Consider the following 23,410-nt stretch of genomic DNA (forward strand, 5'->3'; position numbering starts at 1 on the left):
CCTATAAAAGTATGCATGAAGCAGATGTGGTGCTCCTACTGGGAACAGACTTCCCCTATACACCTTTCATGCCTGAGAAAGCAAAGATCATACAGATCGACATCCGGCCAGAGAGACTCGGACGTCGCGCCAACCTGGAATTGGGTCTTTGTGGTAATATAGCCGATACCGTCAGAGCGATGCTTCCCTTGCTGGAAGCGAAAGCAGACCGTGACTTTCTTGATGAAATGCTGGATTTATACCGCGAAGTACAGAAACGCCTGCAAACATACGTAACGGATCAGGGTAAGGATGAACAGATAAGCCCGGAATATGTGGCTACAGTTATCAACCGGATAGCTGCACCAGACGCTATTTTTACGGTAGATACCGGAATGACCAATGTATGGACCGCCCGTTATATAGAAGCAACAGGTAAACGAACATTGTTAGGGTCATTCAATCACGGTTCCATGGCCAATGCCATGCCACAGGCCATTGGCGCGGCTTTGGCACAGCCTGGCCGGCAGGTGGTGGCTCTTTGTGGCGATGGAGGCCTCAGCATGTTGCTCGGTGATCTGATGACCATACGCCAGTATAAGCTGCCGGTGAAAGTGATCGTATTTAATAACCGTGCGTTAGGTATGGTAAAGCTGGAGATGGAAGTAGCTGGTATTCCAGACTGGCAGACTAATATGGAAAATCCTGATTTTGCGGCTGTGGCCGCAGCAATAGGATTCGCTTCCTACACAATCCGCAAACCGGAAGAAACAGAGCCTATTCTGAAGCAGGTGTTTGATACTGATGGGCCGGTGTTGGTAAATGTCTTTACCAATCCCAATTCACTGGCGATGCCGCCCAAAATTGAATTTGAACAAATGAAAGGGTATGCCCTATGGATGAGTAAACTCATATTGGGTGGTCGCTATGAAGAAGTTTTTGATAGTTTGAAATCAAACGCCAAGCATATCAGGGATGTACTTTAAACAATCAGAACGGATAACCGATAGCAATATTCAGAATTAAATTCTTTTTACGCCACTCAGGATCTCCGAAACTTATTTTATTAATCACCCATCTTTCGCCTTCCGGAAGGTAAGGAATCCTGAGTGGTATTGCGAGATCAAATCGAACAACCACAATAGATGCGTCTATACGTAAGCCGAGTCCGGCACCAACAGCAATATCTTTATAGAACTTGTCGAATTTAAACTCTGCGCCGGGTTTATCATCACTTTTCTTCTGTAACCAGATATTACCTGCATCTACGAAAGCGGCTACATTGAAAACACTCGCCAAATGGACTCTTACTTCAGAGTTGAACTCCAGTTTTACATCACCCGCTTCATTGGCCAGCAGCGCACTTGAATCCACCCGCGGATTGTGGTAAGACCCGGGCCCCAACGTTCGGGCTTTGAAGGCACGTATACTGCTGCTACCGCCGGTAAAGAACTGCTTCACAAAAGGCAGTGTGCGCGAATTGCCATAAGGAAGGCCATAGCCAATGAAGAGACGATTGATCCATTGTTTGCCTTTCCCCAGAGACCAGTAGTGACGCCCTTCGAGGCTTAGCCGCTCATACTGGGCGAACGGATTATTGAGGATGTTTTTGGTGGAATCCCCCTTTTTAATCAATAGTCCGGCGATATTTCCAGATACGTCAATATTCCCGTTCAGGTAAAAACTATGGATACGATTGGCTGTCTGATTATTATACGTGATGGAATAATTACCACCCAGGATGAATTGTTTTTCAATTGCTGCGCGCTGACCGGGATCATTTTTGAGAATGTCGTCGTACGCCTGTGTCGTTTTGGTAGGCAAGACATATGTAACGGCAATCGGCGAGAAAGTATGACTCAGAAACTGGCTGCGTTGCCATAAATATTGTAACTGTAGCGTATATGCGTTAAGGTTATACATATCAGCACGACTGTATAGTTCATAGCTGGCGCTTATACGCGTACGGGGAACGTATGGCGTGCGGATGTTTATACCTTTGATAGGTGTGAAGAAGCGGGGAATGGTCACCGCTACTTCTGCACCGAGTGCGTAGGAGTTGGATCCGCCAGCGCTATTGTTGCCGGTTTGCCATTCCATTCCACCGGTAAGAGAGATTTCCAGGAGCGTGGCAGAGTGAAGCCAGTTACGGTTCTTGGCGGTGATCTTGGCCTGGGAGCCAATGAATCCGTTCGATTTTGATGTACCGCGAAGCTCTGTCTGCAAAGACCTGCGCTGATAAGGTGTTAGATAAAATTTGGCGTCGAGCCAGCCACTATCGAGTGACACCCTGTTATTGACCATTGCCCTGTATGTTTGAGCCAGGGTAGTATCGCGCCGATAAGTAGTGTCCTTTGCAGCGCGGAATACTGGTCTTTCCGGTGCATTGGGGTTGCCAGCAGTGATATTATGCACGGAGGTATCACGTATTGGCCGGAAGGTGCCTTTTACAAACTTGAACACACCTAGGTTAATCAGTCTTTGCAATGTAATATTGTGAGAACTGAGGCGATACAGACTATCGGGCCGGAGGAACACAGACCGTTCAAACACAATAGGTTTAAAACGCTTGGAGGAGTCTACGATATAGATACCATGATATCTCTTGGGAGTGCCCAGCACGGAGAGAGAATCGTTGTCCAGGGAATAGTCTGGGAAAAGGCTGATGTCATGCATCTTGTAAGGACGCAGTGCCAACATTGGTGTATTGTCTTTAATTTTTAAATAGAGATCCACAGTACCGCTATTGGTACTGTCTACCTGCACCAGCAGATAATCTGGTGTAAAGTAATAGTAACCCTGTTCCTTGAGAGCAGCGTGTATGCGTTCCCGTTCTGCCTTCACAGAATCCAGGGAATAAGGTTTGCCTACTATCAGGGAACTTTCCTCTTTTGTTTTTGTAACAGAGCGGCCAATTGCGCTGGTGTCAGTCAAATATGTAACGCTCTTAATGGTGTAGCGATGATTCGGTACCGCGGTATAGTGAATGGTTGCTTTCTTTCTACCTACCTTTTTTACTTCTGAAGTAATATCAGACTGGAAATATCCATGATCAACGAGATATTGCTCAAGTACAGTAGATGTATAGTCTGGCTTGGCCTGGCTTAGTAATACTGGTGGCTCGCCCCATTTTTTGCGTAGCAGATAGTTGAGGCCTCTCTTTTTGGGCTCATTACCCAGATTATATAACCACAGTTTGATGGGCATACCGATAAACTTCCGGTTGGTTTTGGGCCTCAACCGGCTACTCATTCCTTCTGAAAGGGTGCTGTAATCTTTGGGCTTCTTGCTTTTCCAGGTAACAGAACCTCCGATATACAGGCGATCACCTTCCGGCACTGTGCGCGTAGTACTGCAGGAACTGATGGCCATGAATCCCAGGCATAATATAATTAAAGCAATGATATTGTTATTTCCTTTCCGCATCCGGCTGTTACTTGTTCTTTTTGTTTTTTTTGTTGTCTCTCAGTTTCTCGGCCCGCCGATCTCTTTTGGACCGCTGGAATATTTCTCTAAACTCATCATAGTCCATCACAAGCATGAAGGCTACGCCTGTTTCTATCAGTTGCCCCTCAATAACTGTCTGATTATCATTGCGCTGATACACCCGTATTTTATACCTGCCATCCCTCGTAAGTTTATAGTCAACAGAGATATCCCCCACTAGTGAGCTGGTATTCTGTTGATTTCCTGTGAGAAGGATGTTGGAACCAACGGAAACGGTTAAGCGATCATTGAAGAGATTTTTGGATGCGCCTATATTGAGGTTCGTCTTCTCCTGAGCGGTACCGCTTGAATAGTCTTGCTTGCTCTGAAGATCGAAATTAAGATCCACACCTTTGATGAGATTACCCGCCAGATTGTTGAGTTGCTGAGATAAAATCTTACTCACACTGTTCCTTGCAGCTTGCCCAACTCCGCCGCCGGTGTTGTCGAGTGTGCTCATAGGATCTTCCGGAATGAAAGTATTGAGTACCAGCAGACCCATCACCTGTTTGTTTAGTTCAGACGGTACCTGGTTGATCTGCTTCAGTTTGTTGTAAGGTGTTCCTTCAAAGAGGTTACGTTCCTTTTCGGGCATATCCAGTCTGAAGCTGATATCCGGCTTCTTCATGTTCCCCTTTATCATGAGATATACCTCAAATGGAATACGTTGCTTGTACTTGTTTCTATCTTCAGCAGATTTAGTGGAAAGCTGATCCTGTACCAGATCTATAGCAGGTGCATTCACGGTGTACTTCGCTGTGATGTCGAGATCTGCGCTCATGGCATCACCATTGAAAGAAATGAAACTTCCTTTCTGAATATCAAAGGAGCGCTTGATCAACTGGTTTAAAGACATCTCATACTTTCCTTCCGAAATCTCGTAGCGGCCAGTGATGCTCATTTTGCTACTCGGGTCAAGCGTGGCGTTGAGGTTGGCAGTTCCTTTCGCCTGAACATAGTCACCGTTCTGACTGTCAATAACTATTTTGATAGTGGATTGGGGAGTAATCTCCAGGTTACCGGAGAAGATAACCCCCTTCAGTTTCGGATTGGAATATTTTGAACTATCTTGTTTGGCCAGCAGGGCGGAATCCACAGGATTAGATTTATCCACAAACTCTATGATTCCTTCACGGTCTGCCACGCCTGGATTTTCTTGTGGAATGATGAAAGTAACGCTTGATTTATCGCGCAGTTTTACAGCGGCATCCACCCTGGGAAGATCGAGGTTACCGCGGATTTTTACCTTACTATCAATGAATGCAGGTCCGTATAGCCATTGGTCTGGCTTCTGTTGCTCACCCAGTGCCATGAAGTTGTCTGCATTTACATCGAGCAGGAAATTGTAATTGGTGAAATCCGTCGTGTTAATACGACCATTCACCACGAGTTCATTTTTCAGACTGTCGGCGATGACGAGATTGTTGAGCAGTATTCCTTTTTCGTCGATGACAATATCTTCATCAGGAAGATGTAAAGTACTACCTATATAGTTAATGGTTCCTGTTGCATTGTTGAAGTGCAGGCTCCCTCGTACTAAAGGTGCACCGGGTGTGCCGCTGATGTCAAACTTACCACTGGCGCCACCATGCATCCTGGATATATATCCCATTGTAAATGGTTCCAGGATAGCCATATTGAGATGATTGATATTCACCTGCGCATTGATCGTGCTATCGTAGGTGCCATTTATAGCCATATCATTCTCGTTGCCCTGTAACGTAGCTTTTACCAGGTACTGGTTCGGCATGTCATTACTTACGGTGGCATCCAGTGTTCCAATGCGTACATTCTTCACTGTTAAGCTATCGAGCTTCAGATTGGCTTGCACTAACGGGGTCTGAGCCCAGCTACGTACTACGCCGTCAGCATTAAGTATGCCGTTTGCCAGCAGGGTATCTGATGCCAGCATCCCTGTAATAGTAGACAACTGAAAGTTGGATACTTTAGCTTGTAAAGCAGGTGTCGTGCTGGTATCCGGTATTGTGCCGACCTGAATGGATTGTCCGCCTTGCGATAATTTAATATTGGCAGTATCCGGATTCCCGTTTTTCATGCGCAGGATATTGTTGTCTGCGACGGTCCACTCCTGCTTATTTAACAGCAGTCCTGATTTGAGCGACAACAGCATTACGTTGTCAGAGAGGAAAGATAGTAATCCGCCCAGCTTATATTTGGGTTTATTCTTCACATCATCCATCAGGAGATCGAAGTCGACAACACCGCTGTTGGCCTGGGCAGTGAGTGAGGTATGATACAAAGGGAATGTAGGATGATACAGTCTTGCCAAAGAAACATCTGTCTTAAATGATGTATCGGCAATATGTGCAAACAGTTTTATACTGTCTGCGTGCAGCGAGTCATAGCTTACTTTAGGCAGCGTTGCATTAACAAAGAGCAAACTACTGTCGCTGTTAAGTCTGCCCGTAATCTCCAGCGGCACATCCATGCGAAGCTGTGGTAACAATGGTTGCAGGCTGGATGGCCACAGCAGCGAGGCCGTCCATGCGAGATGCTGATCAGCAGGAACCGTAATAATGCGGCCGGAGTCTGCGGGTTGCAGTGGTTTGCTGATGATACTGCTGAAAGCAGCTCCTATTTTCGTATAGTCTATATTCCCATTCGCGAGAATAGTTCCCAGCGGGCTTTTGAGTGACAAGTATTGTTGATCGCTGTAATTAGCCACCAGCGCTATACTATCGAGGGGGAATATCTGTCCTTTGGTGAGGATCTGCCAGTCAGTGAGCAGGGCTGACCCTTCAATGCGACGTGGATCAAGGCTGTTGAAATCTGCGTTCAGACTGCCTTTAAGCGTCAATGGTTCACTATACCAGCGCGTAGCATAGAGATTGGCATTGGTCAGATCCAGATTCATTTTCAACGCCTTGATAGCAGTATCTGCTATGTTTCCTCTGATGTCAAAAGTGCTGATAAAACTGGTATCTGCTGTTTCTCCATTGGCAGAGAAAGCTCCCCTGTTGAGCGCCGCCTTCAGGTTAATATCCCTGTATGTATACCCGTTATAGGTGGCTTCGTTTAACTGTGCGGTGGCGTTGGCTGCCATCTGCTTCAGGGTGTACCCCTGGCCATTAGCATTCAGGCTTCCTGCTATCCATCCGAGTGCTGTATCGGAAAGCATAATGCCGGGATGCACCCGGAAAAACGGAATATTTATATCGTAGGAGCCATTTATGCTGTCTGTGATATTTACCAGGTGGGCATTGACACTTGCCGAAGCTATATCGCTCTTCAGTTGCAACTGCGTGAGTATATTCTTCATGCCGCCCTTGAACATGCCGGTGATGATTATATGTTCCGGCAGACGGGGCGTATCCGGTATAGTATGTGGAGGCACCCAGGATCGCAGGGGCTTGTTGCCGGATTCTATGTAAAGCTCCGGCAGATTTGCCTCCAGACGATCCGGATCGGCAGCATGCATTATCTGGCTGTTTTCGGCCTTAATAATATTGCCGCCATGATCATTAACGTACAGATGTTTTATGTCCAGTTGGCTGAGCGAACCTTTTAGTATAGCCGCCAGCGTTAGCTGCTTGTTCCACAGCGGAGCAAAGGATTTATTGGAGCGCGCTCCGGGAACAAACGGTAACCATTCATCCAGAGCAACCTCTACGGAATCGAGATTGGCATCGATTCCCAGTTGATCGAGATGATCCGAAATTCCGGACCATGAAGGCACGGTAACGGATATATGTTTTCTGAAAATACTCTTGTTTGTTTGCAACAGGAAGTTCTGCAATACGAGGTTCTGAGGGGTGAACAACACCTGCATATTGGTTTTGCGTATGGCAAAGCCAGACCTCTCACGGACAGTGAGGGATTTAATATCTACACTGGTACTGTCTGGCTTATACTTCACATTGCTGATGCGGCTGTAAAAGTTTGTGAGCAACAAGTGGTTATAATCCGGATCAGGGCCTGCTGCTTTGGGAGCCGGTCCATTGTCGTAACGGAAAGCAAGCCTGTCGAGGTTCACTTGCGTGGCAAACACCTGCCAGGTATTGGGAGCAGCATCTTTGGGTGCTGGGGTAGTATCTTTTCCTGGCACCATTGCAAGCGTGCCAACGGTATTATTAATTGCAAGCGATCCAACCTGTATACGGGTCGAATCCTGATCCAGGCTGGTATTACGAAGTTGAAGATCGCCTATTTTCCATGCTGTAGTGATGCCGATGCCATCGCTGGCATAGAGGAAGGTACTATTGGTGATCTGTAGTTTTTTCAGCAACAGATGAAATGCCGTACTGCCTGTATCTGTTTTGGATGGCGGCGGAGCCGCTCCGGCGGCGGGTGCAATATATGCCTGCCGGAAGAACCCCCTGAGTCCATCGAGCACGATGCCGCGAAAGGAATACACACCATCACTTACCAGCAGATCATCCGGATCCAGGTGCAGGTTGGTCCAGGTAACAACGGCGCTCATGCCTCCGGGATCGTCGATAAAGCTCACTTTGGTATGCTTCAGTGAGACATCCTTGATCCTGAACTGCATAGTAGTACCGGTGGCAGGAGCAATAGTATCGGGTACTTCGGACTTATGCACAAAGGCGTCCACGGCAAACTGAAAGTTGAAGGCGCTGTCGCCATGATGCCTGTATGCATTTACGAGCAAACTGTCCCATTCCAGTTTGTCAATCTGTAATTCATTGCTGATGAAAGAGAAAAGATTATAGTGCACCTTCAGGGACCCAGTGTAGAAGAGGGCCTGATGCGACGTGTCAGCAACATATACATTCCTCAGCTCGAGATATTGCCATCCCCTTGCGCGGAGATAACCAATCTGTACTTTTGTTTTGAGCTTTTTTTGCAGATATATTTCGCCCTGTTGTCTCAGGTAATTCTGTACGCCGTTAAGTTGTAATAATAACACGGCCATTACGGGCAGCAAAAGCACCGCAACAACAATCCACAAAAGCCATCTCCACCAGGGACGGCTACGTCTTTCCACGGTTTCTGTAGGTTCTGTCACTATGAATGTTACTCTAAATAGTAAATTACTGAAAATAAAACGTAATAACGTTCTATTGGTTTACTTCACGGGCATACAAACGCACCCATGTAATGAAAACAATGGGCCATAAGATTTACCCGGGGGTATCAGGGACAAATATTTAGTGCAAGGATACATTAAAAAATACGGTAACGGGCATACTATTTTGACCAGAGGGGCAAAAAAAACTATTAGAAAGGATGAAAAATGCAGGATATAAGAAGTAATCGGCGACGGCCTGTTATTCTTTGATTTCCAGTGTATTTTTGTCTTCCCGGCTTATTCTTTTCTTCACCTGGGCAATGTCTTCCGCCGGCGGCAATGTCTCTGGGTTTATGCCTCTGTCCAACAGGATCTTTCGGACAGCGGTATTGTTATCGATATGCTCCTCAGTAATTTTTTCTTCGCCAGATAAATCCTTCTTTAAAACATTATGGCGGGTTAATTCCATAGCCAGGCTTTTTGCAGTTATGGTTAATGTTGGCAGAAAATCAGCCATAGATCTACATTCAGGTATATTCAGCTGCCTTTTTATTTGCCCGCTTGAAGTACTGAACAGTACCTCGTCTCCTTTTGAAAGGATTATGGAGAGGCTGTCTTCATTAATTCCCCGATCATAAATAATGTCTGCCAGCCTTTCTTCTGTTCTGCAAAGCCCTTCCTGTGCCATCGCTTTCTCAATAGCATTAATCAGGTCTTTTTTCATGTAAAAAAGTTTATTGGTTAACAATATCATGAAATATGAAAGTATGAGAATAACGAAAGGATTATGTTAACAGGAAGCAAGTTTGTTCATTATGAAATAACCCAGATCATTTCGCTATAGCTGAGTTACGCTGGTTAAAGCGGAGTATATAGTATTCCTGCTGCTCGTGTCTTTCTTTGTCATTGAGGAATTCTTTCAGCAGTTCAGGGTCTTGGGGTAGGATGTATTTTCTGAGATTGTAGACAGATAATTCGAGGATCTCGCCAGTAACAATATTGATTACTTTTTTCAGGTGCAAGGGGGTGCTCATCGGCATTACGGTCATATCGGCCTGGTTGTATATAGCGCGGGACGGCTGTACGCCGTGTAATTCATACAAACAGTAATAACCGGTTTCCTGGATTTTATTGAGCCCATTATCTTTAATGTAAATATTCTTTCCGTCGCAGTAACCCCAGTATTTTTTTATTTTATGTTCCTGCCCATCAGGGCTGCGCAATACCAGTTCGTTCCTGCTGGCCAGCAGATAGATCTGAGCAGCGCTGCTCCTTTCGCGGATGACAATATCTCCATCTTCGGAAGGATTGTTTTGCTGAAATTCCGAAAAGGTCTTATATAACCCCTTCTTCAATGCCCGCGTATGTACGATCATTGTAGCCGTATCATTGCTTTGTGCAGCGGCAGGCATGATTACGGAAAGTAGGACCAGTAAGCACAAACACCGTTTCATAAGAAACAAATGTATCAGGTTTCAGATGTGGGGAATAAAGAAATAGCTGGATAAGGATATTGTTTCTGCTGATGTGGGAATTCTGTCGTTAAAAAATAAAAGGCCGGGTAAAAACCCAGCCCGGCTGAAGGTTACAACAAAATCTAAACCTGCTTATGAGAAAAACGTATAAAAGTTCACAAATTATAATGCCATTGCCTGAAGCGAATGGTCTTTGCTTTCCAGCTGCGAGCTGCCCATCAGAAACTCATCTACTTTTCTTGCACACTCGCGGCCTTCACTGATAGCCCATACCACCAGTGATTGACCACGGCGCATATCTCCTGCAGCAAACACTTTGGGTATAGATGTAAGGTAGTCTTTTTCGGTTGCTTTTACATTGCCGCGTTCGTCTCTGTCCACGTCCAGCTGATCCAGCATGCCGGTATGTTGTGGATGTACAAAACCCATTGCCAGGAGTGCTAATTCACAAGGTATATCCCTTTCAGAACCAGGCACTTCAGTAAACTGTGCAGGCCTGCCATCAGCACTGAGCGACCATTGCAGATTCACAAGGCGCAATGCTTTCAGATGGCCGTTCTCATCTCCAATGAACGCTTTGGTGGCAATTGCCCATTGTCTGTCGGCGCCTTCTTCATGAGAAGAGGATGTTTTCAGGACCATTGGGTAAGTCGGCCAGGGCATATATGTAGAGCGCTCTCCGGGAGGTTTGGGCAGCAACTCCAGTTGCGTAACGGACGTTGCACCGTGACGATTACTGGTGCCTACGCAGTCGGAGCCGGTATCGCCACCACCAATCACTACCACGTTTTTGCCGGTGGCCAGTATATCTGCGCCCTCTACAGGACGATTGCCTACTCTTTTATTCTGCTGTTTCAGGAAGTCCATGGCGTAGTGGACGCCCTTCAATTCCCGGCCTTCAATCTTCAGGTCACGTGGGATGGTTGATCCGCCGGCAAGTACTACTGCGTTATATTCCCGCAGCAGGTCACTCACACTAACGTTAACGCCTACGTTGGCATTGCACTGAAATACCACGCCTTCTTCTTCCATTAGTTTGATCCTGCGGTCGATAGTCCATTTTTCCAGTTTGAAATCAGGAATACCATAGCGTAACAGGCCGCCAGGTGCATCATCACGCTCAAATACGGTAACGAGATGGCCGGCATAATTCAGCTGTGCGGCTGCAGCGAGTCCGGCGGGGCCGGAGCCAATTACGGCTACCTTCTTGCCGGTACGAACACGCGGTGTTTTGGCCTGCACCAGACCCTTATCGAATGCAATCTCAATAATATGTTTTTCAATTTCCTCGATGGCTACCGGCGGCTGATTAATACCCAGCACACATGCACTTTCGCAGGGCGCCGGACAGATGCGGCCGGTAAATTCCGGGAAGTTGTTGGTGGATGTAAGTATGTCATATGCTTCCTGCCAGTCCTGACGATAAACAGCATCGTTGAACTCAGGGATCACGTTGCCCAGCGGACAACCGCTGTGACAGAAGGGTACGCCGCAATTCATACAGCGGGCTGCCTGCTGATTCAGTTTGTTATCAGGGAAGCGGGCTACAAATTCGTTGTAATGGCTTATCCTTTCCTGCGGGTTTGCTTTTCCCGGCTGCTCGCGTGTAAATTCCAGGAATCCTGTAGGTTTACCCATAATTTTCCTCCACAAGTCCCTTACCTGCAAGGGATATTTAGATTGATGATGAATATTATTTGTTTATCTCTCAATGACCGATCTTCTGGCCTAATAACCTGCCGGATCTCAGTACTGCCTTGTATTCTTTCGGGAATACCTTCACAAAATGACGCAGCTGGTTTTCCCAGTCTTTCAGTATAAACTTCGCCACGGTACTATTCGTATAGGCGTGGTGTTTAGTAATCAGATCCTGCAGCGCAGCAACGTCTTCCTGATCCAGGGGATCAAGGTCTATCATATCCCTATTGCAGTGATTGGCAAATGTGCCTTTCACATCGTATACATATGAAATACCTCCGCTCATACCTGCTCCGAAATTACGGCCGGTTTCACCCAATATTACAGCCTTGCCACCAGTCATATACTCACAACCGTGATCACCTACTCCTTCTACTACCACAGTAGCACCGGAGTTACGTACGCAGAAGCGTTCGCCGGCTTTTCCACGGATATAGGCCTCGCCGGATGTAGCGCCGTAGAAGCAAACGTTGCCCGCAATGATATTCTCTTCCGCTTTGAAGCCGGATTCTCCATGAGGATAGAGTATCAGCTTAGAGCCGGAGAGTCCTTTACCGAAGTAATCATTGGCTTCACCTTCCAGCTCGAGGGTAAGTCCTTTTGTTGTGAAGGCGCCAAAGCTCTGGCCCGCAGATCCTATGAACTTGAAGTGCAGCGTATCTTCCGGAAGACCTTCGCTCTTATAACGTTTGGATATTTCGTTTGACAGAATGGTACCGATAGTACGATCTGTATTTTTTACAGCGAACTGTTGATATACGCGGGCTTTCTTCTCCAGCGCGGGCTGTGCTGCTTTCAACAGCTGCCAGTCCAACACTTCACGGATGCCATGATCCTGCTCTTCCTGTTTATACAGGCCTGTTTCAGCAGATGCAGGTTCCTTATAAAGGATTGGCGACAGATCCAGCTTCTGGGTTTTCCAGTTGGTAACACCTTCACGCATTTGTAGGGAGTCCACCTGGCCCACCATTTCAGTTATTGTGCGGAATCCGAGGTCGGCCATGATCTCACGCAGTTCTTCCACCAGGAAGGTAAAGAGATTCACCACATGCTGAGGATCACCGGCAAAGCGTTTGCGCAGTTCGGCATCCTGTGTAGCCACACCTACGGGGCAGGTATTCAGATGGCATTTGCGCATCATGATACAGCCTTCTACCACCAGGGCTGCAGTAGCTACACCCCATTCTTCTGCACCCAGCAATGTTGTAATCGCGATATCACGGCCGGTTTTCAGCTGTCCATCCGTTTGGAGGACTACCCTGCTGCGGAGCTTATTTTTTACGAGTGTCTGATGTGATTCAGCCAAGCCCAGTTCCCAGGGCAAGCCTGCGTGCCTGATAGAGCTTACCGGAGAAGCACCGGTGCCACCATCATGGCCAGATACAAGTACCACGTCTGCATGCGCTTTGGCAACACCAGCAGCGATCGTTCCCACGCCGGCTTTGGACACCAGCTTCACGCTGATACGTGCGGCGCGGTTGGCATTTTTCAGATCAAATATCAGCTGCGCCAAATCCTCAATAGAATAAATATCGTGATGCGGAGGTGGAGATATAAGCCCTACACCCGGCGTTGCGTGTCTTACTTTGGCGATCCAGTCGTCTACTTTGTGGCCGGGCAGTTGTCCTCCCTCTCCAGGTTTTGCACCCTGGGCCATTTTGATCTGCAGTTCATCTGCATTAGTCAGGTAGTAGCTGGTAACCCCGAAACGGGCACTGGCAACCTGTTTGATGGCAGAGCGCATAGAGTCACCGCCTGGCAGCTCTTCATAGCGCAGTTCATCTTCACCACCTTCACCGGTATTGCTTTTAGCACCAATGCGATTCATCGCTATTGCCAGTGTAGAGTGGGCCTCATGCGATATAGAGCCGAAGCTCATTGCGCCGGTAGCAAAGCGTTTAAGTATGCTGGCAGCCGGTTCCACTTCATCGATAGAAATAGAAGCACGGGTACGTCTGAACGAAAACATGCTACGAAGAGTACAAGCCTTTTCGCTCTGATCGTTAACCGCTTTGGAATATTTTTTAAAGATGCTGTAATCTCCCATACGGGTGGAATATTGCAGCAGATGGATTGTTGTGGGATTGAAGAGATGGAACTCTCCTTTACGTTTCCACTGATAAACACCGCCTTCTGTAAGGCGCTGTACCGGCGTTTCCTTCCGGCCGTAGCCCATCCAGTGTTTCGCCAGTGTCTCGCGGGCGATGTCGTCCACGCCAAGACCCTGGATACGGGATACTGCACCTGTGAAATATTTATCCACCACTTCCTGGTTGATACCGAGGATTTCGAATATCTGTGCACCCTGGTATGACTGCAAGGTGGAGATACCCATTTTGGAGAACACTTTCAGCAGGCCATCGCATACGGCTTTGACATAATTCTTTTTCAGTTTGTCTACATCCTGAGCGGTATCCAGCTTATTGTTCAGTTTCATGTCGCGGATAGTGCTGAGTGCCAGGTACGGGTTGATAGCCGTAACGCCGAAACTGAGCAGGGAGGCGAAATGATGCACTTCCCATACGTCGCCGGCTTCTACGATCAGACCTACCTGGCCGCGGCATCCTTTGCGGATCAGGTGATGATGCACAGCAGAGGCCACCAGGATAGACGGGATAGCGGCATGTTCTGAATCAATAGCACGGTCAGATAGAATGATGACTTCGAAACCATCTTCTACTGCATCCACAGCATAACGGCAGATACGCGCCAATCCCTTTTCCATGGAGCCGGGTTTGCCGTCGGCTTTGAAATAAGTGTGCAGCGTTTTGGCCTGGAACAAGCCGGTATCAATACTGCGGATCTTCTCCAGCTCGTGGTTATTGAGGATAGGATGACGCAGCGCAACGCCGTGGCAGTGCAGCGGATCTTCATCCAGCAGGTTGCCGTTGTTGCCCACATAAGTGGCCAGCGACATTACCAATCTTTCCCTGATAGGATCTATTGGTGGGTTGGTTACCTGTGCAAACAGTTGCTTGAAATAGTTGCAGAGATGTTGCGGCTGATTGCTGAGTACAGCAAGCGGCGTATCAGTACCCATTGAACCAACGGGCTCTTTGCCGTCGATAGCCATGGGTGCTATGATCTGCTCCAGGTCTTCGGTGCTGTAACCGAAGGCACGCTGATATTTGAATATCTGTTCGTGTTCGAGGTGGGTGAAGGTTACCCTTGGCTCCGGTAACTCTTCCAGGCGGATCTTGTATTTGTTCAGCCATTCGCCGTAAGGCTGCTGAGAACAAATCTGCTGCTTCAGTTCTTCATCACCGATAATGCGGCCCTGATCCATGTCTACGATGAACATTTTGCCAGGCTGCAGGCGCCCCTTTTCTTTTACATTCTTTGGATCTACCGGTAATACGCCGGCTTCTGAAGCCATGATCACACGGTCATCTTTGGTAACAACGAAGCGGCTGGGGCGTAGTCCATTACGATCCAGTGTTGCGCCGATGATCTTTCCGTCAGTGAATGAAATAGATGCCGGTCCGTCCCACGGCTCCATGAGGGAAGCGTGGTATTCATAGAATGCTTTCTTTACCGGGTCCATATCTTCATTACCATCCCATGCTTCCGGTATCAGCATCATCATTACATGCGGCAATGAGCGGCCTGTCATGGTAAGCAGTTCGATCACATTATCCAGGCTGGCGGAATCGGATTGGCCCTCTTCCACAATGGGCAGCAGCATACCCATTTCTTCCGGCGTGAAATACTTGGTCGCAAAGTCCCTTTCACCGGCGCGAAGCCAGTTCAGGTTACCTTTCAGCGTGTTGATTTCCCCATTGTGCGCAATGTACCTGTAAGGATGCGCTAATCGCCAGCTTGGGAATGTGTTGGTTGCAAATCGGGAGTGGATGAGCGCGAAGGCCGATACCATCTTCTCATCACTGAGGTCCGGGTAATAATGACGAACCTGGTAAGTGGTCAGCTGACCTTTATAAACAATAGTTTTATATGACAGGGAAGCAATATAGAACAGCGCTTTTTCCTTAGGTACTGTATTGCGTACTGTTTTTGATACATAGTTACGAAGCACAAACAGCTTGCGCTCAAATGCTTCTGGATCACTGATATGATAAGGACAGGCGATGAATACCTGTTCTATTTCCGGTTCCACCGATAATGCGGACTCCCCGATTCCATCAGGGCGCACAGGCACTTTGCGGTAACCTAAAATCTCCAGGCCAAGCTTATCTGCACTGCGTTGAATTATCTCACGGCATTCTTCGCGCCAGCGTGGTTCTTTTGGAAAGAAGACCATACCTACACCGTATTTTCCAAACTCTGGCAGGCGGATACCTATTTTAAGGCACTCATCATACAAAAATTCATGAGGGGTCTGAAACAGGATCCCTGCACCATCACCTGTGTTTTGCTCACAGCCGCATGCACCGCGGTGTTCCATGTTTTCCAGCATGGTGAGCGCATCACGGATAATATGGTGGGACTTACGGCCCTTGATATGAGCAGTAAACCCTGTTCCGCAGGCATCATGTTCAAATTCAGGACGGTATAAACCTTGCTTTTGCTTCACTTCATCCATTTGGTTTAGATTTTTTGCTTTGACACACTTTTCCCATTGACTTGCGCCGCAGGTGATGGTGTATGATATAATTCGGGAACGGTTTAAAGATACTAAAGGAATGCCGTATTTTTTATACAAACTTTTGTTATAGGCTTAAAATTTATGAAAAATGAAAAATAATAGGCATTTTGTTAGAATTTATAAAAGAATAATCTCTGCCCGGTTACCCCTGAGGCGAAAATATCGCAGTGAATTGTAGGATTTCACATGAAAAGATGACAGAAAAACACCCCCAAGCGGATGCAGATTTTCTATACATTTGTTTTACACCGCTTCTGTGCCAGACATTTATTTTACATAGACAGATAATCGCCTATACCTGTATGACTAAAAAACTACTGCTAAAAACAGCATCTATCGGTTTATGCCTCTTTATATCACTGCCTTTATTTGCACAATATCCATCTGAGGACACAATACAGGCGCCTAAGATTTCCTACCGGAAAGTCACTCTTCCCCGCTCCCGGCAATACGATGGTCTGCCGCCTTATAAGATCAGCAGCATTGAAGTTGTCAGCAACGTATGGGATACTTCAGCGCTGGGATTCATGCAGGTGGGCATGAGTAACAAGGTTACAGGAGCAGCGCCGGACAAGCGTTTCCCGGAATACCTCCAGGAGTTTGTAAACGAAGGCTACGGTTCCCTGTATACGCCTAATGAAATGCACCTGCTGTGGATAGTGGAAGATCTCCGCATTGCTGAACGCACAGGCGCCATGAGTGAGAAGGCCTATGTACGGTTGAAAGCGGGAGCCTATGCTTCCACTGATGGGGTCTCATATAAACGCCTGCTGCAGTCAGATGATGTGCGCACTACCGGCGGCATGGATGTAACCCATAAGCACAAAGGCAATATCGCAGACGCTTTCAGACGGCTTTTTGATGCATCTATGGTTGCCTGTGATACTGTACTGAAAGATTCACTCGCACCCAGCCTCACCCGGGAAGCTATTCTGGTGCTGTACATGAAAAAAAGAGAGATACCAGCTCTGAAAGATACTTCGCTGAATGATGGTATCTATCTTACATTCCAGGAGTTTCTGGAAAATAAGCCGTCTATTACCACATTCGAAATTGGTGAGCCTGAAAAGAAAAAGAAGGTGCCAGCTTACTCCGTCTCTGCTGATGGACAAAAAACGCTGGTTCCTGAAATGTGGGGCTTTGTAAGCAAGGGTGTTGTATTTAAATCGGTATCCAATGGGCTGGTACCGCTAGAAAGGAATGGATATGGCTACTCACTCACCAATTATGTTGATGCCAGTGTAAAAAGAAATAAAGCAATGTTCACCCGCAGCTTACTTATTGGTGCAACAGCAGGCATTGGGGGGATTGTAGGAGGCGCTATTGCCGGAGCTGCTACCGCTAAGGGTATTATTACCCTGATCGAAACAGATGCATTCCCTTCTCTGAAACCCAAGCCGGCGGCTACTGCCATTGATATGGAGACGGGTGATCTTATCTTCTGATTATGTCGTGGTTGCAGCCTACGGGTGCTTATCCTGGACGATAAATCTGGCTCATCTCCGCATCAAGTCCACGTATCCTTCTGTATTCCAATACTGACGCGGGCTGTAGGGTGGTGGATTCTCTGTACCAAGACAGGGTAGTGACTGATTATTAATGAGTTATAAAAAGCGAAATACCCATTTAGCATTGGTCTAAATGGGCATTTCGCTTTTATCATGGTTGTCAGCATCACTACAATCATCTATGTATCATGGTCAGGGTTCGAAAATAAATTCCGGCTTCCCTCCCTTTAGCAGTACACGTAGCGGTTCACCCTGCTGGCTTTCATTTTGGAGCCTGTCGAGAGCGGTTACTACATAGGTATAGGTTCTACCTCTTACGTAGCTGGCATCTTTGAACTCAGGATCGGAAGCCTGAGGCAGGATGGCGATAATTTTTGTAGGGTCGCTGACGTTAATAGACTCGTTTTGTTCAAAACGGTAGAGTACATATTGTTTGGTGTGGCCACTGGTATCATCGTCAGCCCAGTGTATTTCGAGGCCGCCGGGCCGCTCGAAGGCATCAATAAAATAAGGAGCCTCCGGCGTTTCTTTAGGCAGCCACGACATCAGCGGACGTAGGGCCGGATACCTGAAGAGGTGGTTGCGCAGTGTGTCTTCAATGCCAAGTGGATTGCCGCTGAACGATTTGGCGCTGTAAAAAATACTTCCCTGTATGGTATTGAGGGTGCGTGCTTCTTCTACCTGTGCCGGCAGCTCGTTAGGGTTTTTCCAGGCAGCATTGCTCCCCAGGCGGTATACACCATGGCCTATGTATACATGCTTGCCATAGCCGTGTTGTCCCCACCAGTTGAGGAGTACTTCATAATCCGCCAGGCGGTGACCGCGCTCCCAGTATAGCTGTGGTGCTACGTAGTCAATCCAGCCTTTCTTCAGCCATTTCAGTACATCTGCATAAAGGTCATCATAATTGGTCTGACCACCTTTGGTATAGGACCCTTCAGGATCTTTGTCGCGGTTGCGCCAAACACCAAACGGGCTTACGCCAAATTTAACCCAGGGCTTTTCGGCTTTGATGGCCGTGTTCAGCATTTGTATAATGGCATCTACGTTAGCGCGGCGCCAGTCATCTTTCATAATGCCGTTGCCATAAAGACGGTATGAGGCGTTGTCCGGAAACTCTTTGCCAGGAATACGGTAAGGATAAAAATAGTCATCGAAATGAACGGCATCAATATCGTAGCGCTTCACCACATCGCGGATCACATTGGTTACATATTCCCGCACTTCAGGTACGCCTGGATCAAAATATTTTTTGTCGCCGTAGGTGAGGAACCACTGGGGTTTCAGGCGGCTGATATGATTGGCAGCAACGCTGCTGCGATTGACATTGAATACGGCGCGGTAAGGATTAAACCAGGCATGGAATTCCATGCCCCGCTTATGTGTTTCTTCAATCATGAACTGCAGCGGATCATAATAAGGATAAGGCGCCTGCCCTTGTACACCGGTAAGGTATTCAGACCAGGGCTCATATGGAGAAGGATAGAATGCATCTGTAACCGGGCGTATCTGTGCGATGATGGCATTGATACCATTGCGTTGCTGCTGGTTTAGCAATGCGATAAACTCCTGCTTTTGCTGTTCTGTACTGAGCCCACGTCTTGACGGCCAGTCAATATTTTCAACAGTGGCTATCCAAACAGCCCTTAGTTCCCGTTTTGGCGGCAATTGCGCCAATGCCTGCTGCATTACACATATCCAGAGAAATATGCCTGCTATTAATTGCTTCAACATCTTCCTTGCTTTAAACCGTAAGATGCGAAAATAGCAAAAAGCAGGTCTGTTCCTACACAAATCTGTGATTCTTATGAAGATATAGTTACTAATCCTTATCGACGCTCACTCTGAACTCAGGCGCCTTATAATCTTCAGGCAGATAATCTGCAGGAATGGTGGTGGCATTGCCATCACGGGCTGCACGGTAGTGCGGCGACATGATCTCAACACCGGCGGCATTGAACTGATCCTGGATGTTCTGATGTAACAAGGAGTAGGTCTGAGCCATAATGTGCGACTGATCCGTATAGGCATTGATTTCGTAGGCAACATAAAAATCATCCAGACCTGTCTGCAAAACGAAGGGCTGTTTGTCTTTCAGAATACCGTCAGTGGCCATCGCCGCACTGATCAGGAGCTGATGCACCTGCTTCCAGGGTACGTCGTAGCCGATGGTAACGGAGGTATGAAGGATAAGTCCATCGTCTTTACTGGATGTGGTGAAGTTAACGGTGTGCCCGTTCAGGATACTGGCATTGGGCACGGTGATCTCTTCATTTTTAGTAGTGAGCAATCGTGTAACCAGCAGGTTCTTTTCCATTACCCTGCCGGTGATCTCTCCTATCTTCACTACATCACCGATTTTAAATGGTCGCATGTACGTGATCACAAAACCCGCCACCACATTAGATATAGCGGTGGAAGAGCCAAGAGAGAAGAGGATACCCAGAAAAACAGAAACACCCTGGAATATTTTGGAATCAGATCCAGGCAGATAGGGGAATATCACCACAAACATAAATGCGTACAAGAGGAACTTGATCCCGCTGGCGGTAGGCTTTGCCCAGTCGGCATAGAAACCTCTTATGTTCAGATTGCCGGAAGCCACCTCTGTTGCCATGTAATTCACCAGCTTTACCAGGTATCTGGTGATAAGATAGATAACGAGTATGGTGAGTAGTTTCGGAAGATAATGCAGAATACCGTTCAGGATACTTTTGATGGGAGAAAGTGTCCAGTCGATCAGTTTATCTGCAATACCTTTGGTCCAGGGAAATATGCTGAAGATAAAGGGTAATGTGATATAGAATACAAGCAGGATCAGTACAACCCGTGCAACGCGCAGCGCGTTGAATATCAATCCCAGCTGCTTTTGCTGATTCAGCAGCGCATAGTCTTTTACCTTTACTCCTTTGAAATAGCGGTCTTTTTCCCGTCTCACCTTAACGGCTATACGCTTAAACAGCCGGTTTATCAGGAATACGATGATACCGAAGATGACAAGTATAAGTAATAGCCACGCCAGGCGTACGAGGATATGTTGCCAGCTGTTGGCTTCTTTGGCTTTGGTAACGGCGGTTCCGATGATGGAGGCATAGTTTTTAGCCACGTCCATTTTGTTCTGATTGAGCCATAGTGCATCATCATCAGTAACCGTAAGCAGGATGAGATCGTGGTATACTACGTCTGCGTAGTCTTCATTGGGAACCACCCGGATGGAGTCTGTAGAAAAGAGTACATCTCCTTCCAGCTGCTGCAGCTTGCGACTGATGTTTTGCGCGCGCTCACTGGGCTGAAACGGCCCCACTTTATTATAGATGAAGAAAAGCGTATCCCCGAACGGAGTAACGGGGATACCGGCTTGCGTGGCTTTCAGCTGATTGATCTGAAGCTGGCCGGTGGCTCTTTTGAGGGAGTCGGCCTGTTCTATTGCAGCCAGTTTGCGGACCAGTTCCTGTTTGTGGAGGTCGTTGTTGTTTTTGAGCTGTTCTATCTGTTGTTCTAAAGCCTGTCTGGCTGCGGCATCTGCCTTGAGGAGGGAGTCGCTTTCCCGGAGCATGCGGGTGGCATGAACCAGCTGAGAGTCTGTGGTGGCGGCTTGCGAGGCTTTGCTGCTGTCTGTTTGGGAGAAGCAGGGTTGTGAACAGTTAATTAGTGCAGCGGCGACAAAAAGGATAAAAACGGATCTCATTCCCGGACTTTCTTTTAAAGTACGGAAAAATCCGTTAGCCTGTTGCATTACAAGCAGGTATGCAAAATTAAAGGCCGGAAGCGTCAGATCTTCCTGGAGGTATACTGTGAGTAATCGGGCAGTATTACTTCATAGTCCTGGTGCATGAGCGGCGAAGTAAGCAGGAAGTCGGCGGAGGCACGATTGCAGGCTACCGGGATGTTCCATACTACGCCCAGACGCAGTAGAGCCTTGATGTCCGGGTCATGGGGCAGTGCTTCCATGGGGTCCCAGAAGAAGATGATGACATCCAGCGCGCCTTCCGCCACCAGTGCGCCGATCTGCTGATCGCCGCCCAGCGGGCCGCTCAATAGTTTGCGTACGGAAACGTCGAGCGCTTCCTCGATGAGCCGGCCGGTGGTTCCGGTTGCATAAAGCTCATGACGACTCAACACAGTTTTGTTGTAGGTGGCCCATTCAATCAGCTCAGCCTTTTTGTGGTCATGAGCTATCAGCGCTATCCTCTTGCGTGCTTTCAGCGTTTTGATTATCTGCATATAATGCAAATGTAACAGGTAGCCTTCAGAAATTAAATACCAATTTAGTTTAATGTTTTAGTGTTGATCGGCGGTGTTCAGCGTGGCGAGGTCACGATCGAAGATATAGAGCCCGCCTTTGTCTTCGCCGATGAGCTTCAGTTTGTCGAGGATGTGCCTGGCCATGCGTTCTTCTTCAATCTGTTCTGTAACGTACCATTGGAGGAAGGTTTGGGTGGCGTAATCTTTCTCAGCCAGCGCCATGTCTACAAGATTGTTGATTTCCTTTGACACCAGCAGCTCATGGCTGAATACCTGTTCGAAAACGGCGTTGATGTTCTTGAACTTCACAGTGGGTTGCTTCAGCGCCGGTACGAGGCCATGACCACCCCGTTCATTGATGAATTTGATGAGTTTCAGCATGTGTACACGCTCTTCATCGGAATGACGATACAGGAATTGGGCAATTCCGTTATAGCCCTCTACTTCGGCCCAGGATGCCATTGCCAGGTAATACTGGGATGAAGCCGCTTCCATTTCTACCTGATTGTTAAGTGCAGACTCGATCTTGGGAGATAATTCTTTCAGTAACATAAGGAGAATTTTAAGGAGGGTGAAAGGGGATAGCAGTGGGGAAAAATATCATTTCTACCTATAACAATATTGCAAAATTCAATGGGATTTTGCCGGAGGAGCCCTGAATTTCTACCCGAAATATGCTACCTTTGCCTAGTAAATTAGGATAAAATGATTAAAACAGGAAATCCGATCATCAGCATATATACTGAAATGACGCCCAACCCGGAGACAATGAAGTTTGTTGCCAACAAACTCCTGTATCCAGGTAAGAGCATCGACTTCCCGGATGAGGCCAGTGCAAAACCTTCTCCTTTGGCTATGGAACTGTTCAGCTTCCCTTTCATCAGGGGAGTGTTCATTATGGCCAACTTCATTACACTTACCAAAACTAGTGAAACAGACTGGAACGATATAATCCCTACAGTTAAAGCCTTCCTGAAGGAATATCTGGAGGATAACCGCACCGTTATCAACGAAGATGAAGTAGTGGTAACCAAATCCACTGCCAGCAACGAAGTAAGTGCAGATGACAGCGATGTGGTAAAACGTATTAAGGAATTACTGGAAAATTATGTGAAGCCAGCAGTGGAGATGGATGGCGGCGCTATCCAGTTCAAGAACTACCACGAAGGCACGGTTACACTGATGTTGCAGGGTTCCTGCTCAGGCTGCCCGTCTTCCATGATTACGCTCAAAGCCGGCATTGAAGGCATGATGAAGCGCATGATCCCGGAGGTGAAGGAAGTAGTGGCAGAAGCAGAATAAGCCATAGTTGAGTGAATGATAGTGTTAAATGAAAGCACAGTCCTTGTGGCTGTGCTTTTTTATTTTTACCTTATGCGCTTTTATCCGGGCTTTGACCGGGGGATGACTGGCCTTTGACCGGGCT

Annotated in this window: 13 protein-coding genes; 3 read left to right on the plus strand and 10 right to left on the minus strand. The window is 47.4% G+C overall.

Going from position 1 to position 23,410, the window contains the following annotated elements; translation table 11 throughout:
* On the plus strand, positions 1 to 965 hold a 965-nt coding region (locus VM802_RS30905), incomplete at its 5' end, for a thiamine pyrophosphate-dependent enzyme (protein WP_325538170.1).
* 4 nt (positions 966 to 969) lie between these two features.
* Here the strand turns inward: VM802_RS30905 and tamL are convergent.
* From tamL to gltB, 6 genes are all read right to left on the minus strand, one after another.
* Positions 970 to 3,405 carry a translocation and assembly module lipoprotein TamL gene (gene tamL / locus VM802_RS30910; protein ID WP_325538172.1) on the minus strand — a complete coding sequence of 812 codons (2,436 nt, stop codon included), beginning with the start codon at positions 3,403 to 3,405 and terminating at the stop codon, positions 970 to 972.
* Positions 3,406 to 3,412: 7 nt separating this feature from the next.
* A complete protein-coding gene (locus VM802_RS30915; protein ID WP_325538174.1) occupies positions 3,413 to 8,452 on the minus strand; it encodes a translocation/assembly module TamB domain-containing protein in 5,040 nt (1,679 codons plus the stop codon).
* A 262-nt stretch (positions 8,453 to 8,714) separates the two neighbouring features.
* Entirely contained in the window at positions 8,715 to 9,179 is a 465-nt protein-coding gene (locus tag VM802_RS30920) for a hypothetical protein (RefSeq protein ID WP_325538176.1), read from the minus strand.
* 106 nt (positions 9,180 to 9,285) lie between these two features.
* A complete protein-coding gene (locus VM802_RS30925) occupies positions 9,286 to 9,909 on the minus strand; it encodes a DUF6563 family protein (protein ID WP_325538178.1) in 624 nt (207 codons plus the stop codon).
* A gap of 183 nt (positions 9,910 to 10,092) precedes the next feature.
* Positions 10,093 to 11,568, minus strand: a complete 1,476-nt coding sequence (gene gltD, locus VM802_RS30930; protein WP_325538180.1) for a glutamate synthase subunit beta — start codon at positions 11,566 to 11,568, stop codon at positions 10,093 to 10,095.
* A gap of 70 nt (positions 11,569 to 11,638) precedes the next feature.
* On the minus strand, positions 11,639 to 16,168 hold the full coding sequence (gene gltB / locus VM802_RS30935; protein ID WP_325538182.1) for a glutamate synthase large subunit: 4,530 nt from the start codon (positions 16,166 to 16,168) through the stop codon (positions 11,639 to 11,641).
* A gap of 365 nt (positions 16,169 to 16,533) precedes the next feature.
* Here gltB and VM802_RS30940 point away from each other — a divergent pair, with 365 nt between their 5' ends.
* Positions 16,534 to 17,676: a hypothetical protein gene (locus VM802_RS30940; RefSeq protein ID WP_325538184.1), complete on the plus strand. Its 1,143-nt coding sequence runs from the start codon at positions 16,534 to 16,536 to the stop codon at positions 17,674 to 17,676.
* Positions 17,677 to 17,931: 255 nt separating this feature from the next.
* Here VM802_RS30940 and VM802_RS30945 read toward each other — a convergent pair whose 3' ends face one another.
* From VM802_RS30945 to VM802_RS30960, 4 genes are all read right to left on the minus strand, one after another.
* Complete coding sequence (locus VM802_RS30945; protein WP_325538186.1) at positions 17,932 to 19,473, minus strand: glycoside hydrolase family 10-like protein; 1,542 nt, start codon at positions 19,471 to 19,473, stop codon at positions 17,932 to 17,934.
* An 88-nt stretch (positions 19,474 to 19,561) separates the two neighbouring features.
* The gene (locus VM802_RS30950; protein ID WP_325538188.1) at positions 19,562 to 21,427 is read right to left on the minus strand and encodes a mechanosensitive ion channel family protein; all 1,866 of its coding nucleotides are present in this window, start codon (positions 21,425 to 21,427) and stop codon (positions 19,562 to 19,564) included.
* Between the two features lie 83 nt (positions 21,428 to 21,510).
* The gene (locus VM802_RS30955) at positions 21,511 to 21,963 is read right to left on the minus strand and encodes a methylglyoxal synthase (protein WP_325538190.1); all 453 of its coding nucleotides are present in this window, start codon (positions 21,961 to 21,963) and stop codon (positions 21,511 to 21,513) included.
* A gap of 57 nt (positions 21,964 to 22,020) precedes the next feature.
* Complete coding sequence (locus VM802_RS30960) at positions 22,021 to 22,536, minus strand: ferritin (RefSeq protein WP_325538192.1); 516 nt, start codon at positions 22,534 to 22,536, stop codon at positions 22,021 to 22,023.
* Positions 22,537 to 22,689: 153 nt separating this feature from the next.
* On the opposite strand from VM802_RS30960, the gene VM802_RS30965 reads away from it, so the two are divergent.
* The gene (locus VM802_RS30965; protein WP_325538194.1) at positions 22,690 to 23,286 is read left to right on the plus strand and encodes a NifU family protein; all 597 of its coding nucleotides are present in this window, start codon (positions 22,690 to 22,692) and stop codon (positions 23,284 to 23,286) included.
* The last annotated feature ends 124 nt before the right edge of the window (positions 23,287 to 23,410 follow it).

Origin of the sequence: Chitinophaga sp., assembly GCF_035538455.1 — a bacterium.
Taxonomy (GTDB): domain Bacteria; phylum Bacteroidota; class Bacteroidia; order Chitinophagales; family Chitinophagaceae; genus Chitinophaga.

What these genes read in the sequence shown, in the direction of transcription:
- tamL (WP_325538172.1), bottom strand. Translation starts at nt 3,405, where the DNA reads ATGCGGAAAGGAAATAACAATATCATTGCTTTAATTATATTATGCCTG.
- VM802_RS30920 (WP_325538176.1), bottom strand. Translation starts at nt 9,179, where the DNA reads ATGAAAAAAGACCTGATTAATGCTATTGAGAAAGCGATGGCACAGGAA.
- VM802_RS30925 (WP_325538178.1), bottom strand. Translation starts at nt 9,909, where the DNA reads ATGAAACGGTGTTTGTGCTTACTGGTCCTACTTTCCGTAATCATGCCT.
- gltD (WP_325538180.1), bottom strand. Translation starts at nt 11,568, where the DNA reads ATGGGTAAACCTACAGGATTCCTGGAATTTACACGCGAGCAGCCGGGA.
- gltB (WP_325538182.1), bottom strand. Translation starts at nt 16,168, where the DNA reads ATGGATGAAGTGAAGCAAAAGCAAGGTTTATACCGTCCTGAATTTGAA.
- VM802_RS30940 (WP_325538184.1), top strand. Translation starts at nt 16,534, where the DNA reads ATGACTAAAAAACTACTGCTAAAAACAGCATCTATCGGTTTATGCCTC.
- VM802_RS30945 (WP_325538186.1), bottom strand. Translation starts at nt 19,473, where the DNA reads ATGTTGAAGCAATTAATAGCAGGCATATTTCTCTGGATATGTGTAATG.
- VM802_RS30950 (WP_325538188.1), bottom strand. Translation starts at nt 21,427, where the DNA reads ATGAGATCCGTTTTTATCCTTTTTGTCGCCGCTGCACTAATTAACTGT.
- VM802_RS30955 (WP_325538190.1), bottom strand. Translation starts at nt 21,963, where the DNA reads ATGCAGATAATCAAAACGCTGAAAGCACGCAAGAGGATAGCGCTGATA.
- VM802_RS30960 (WP_325538192.1), bottom strand. Translation starts at nt 22,536, where the DNA reads ATGTTACTGAAAGAATTATCTCCCAAGATCGAGTCTGCACTTAACAAT.
- VM802_RS30965 (WP_325538194.1), top strand. Translation starts at nt 22,690, where the DNA reads ATGATTAAAACAGGAAATCCGATCATCAGCATATATACTGAAATGACG.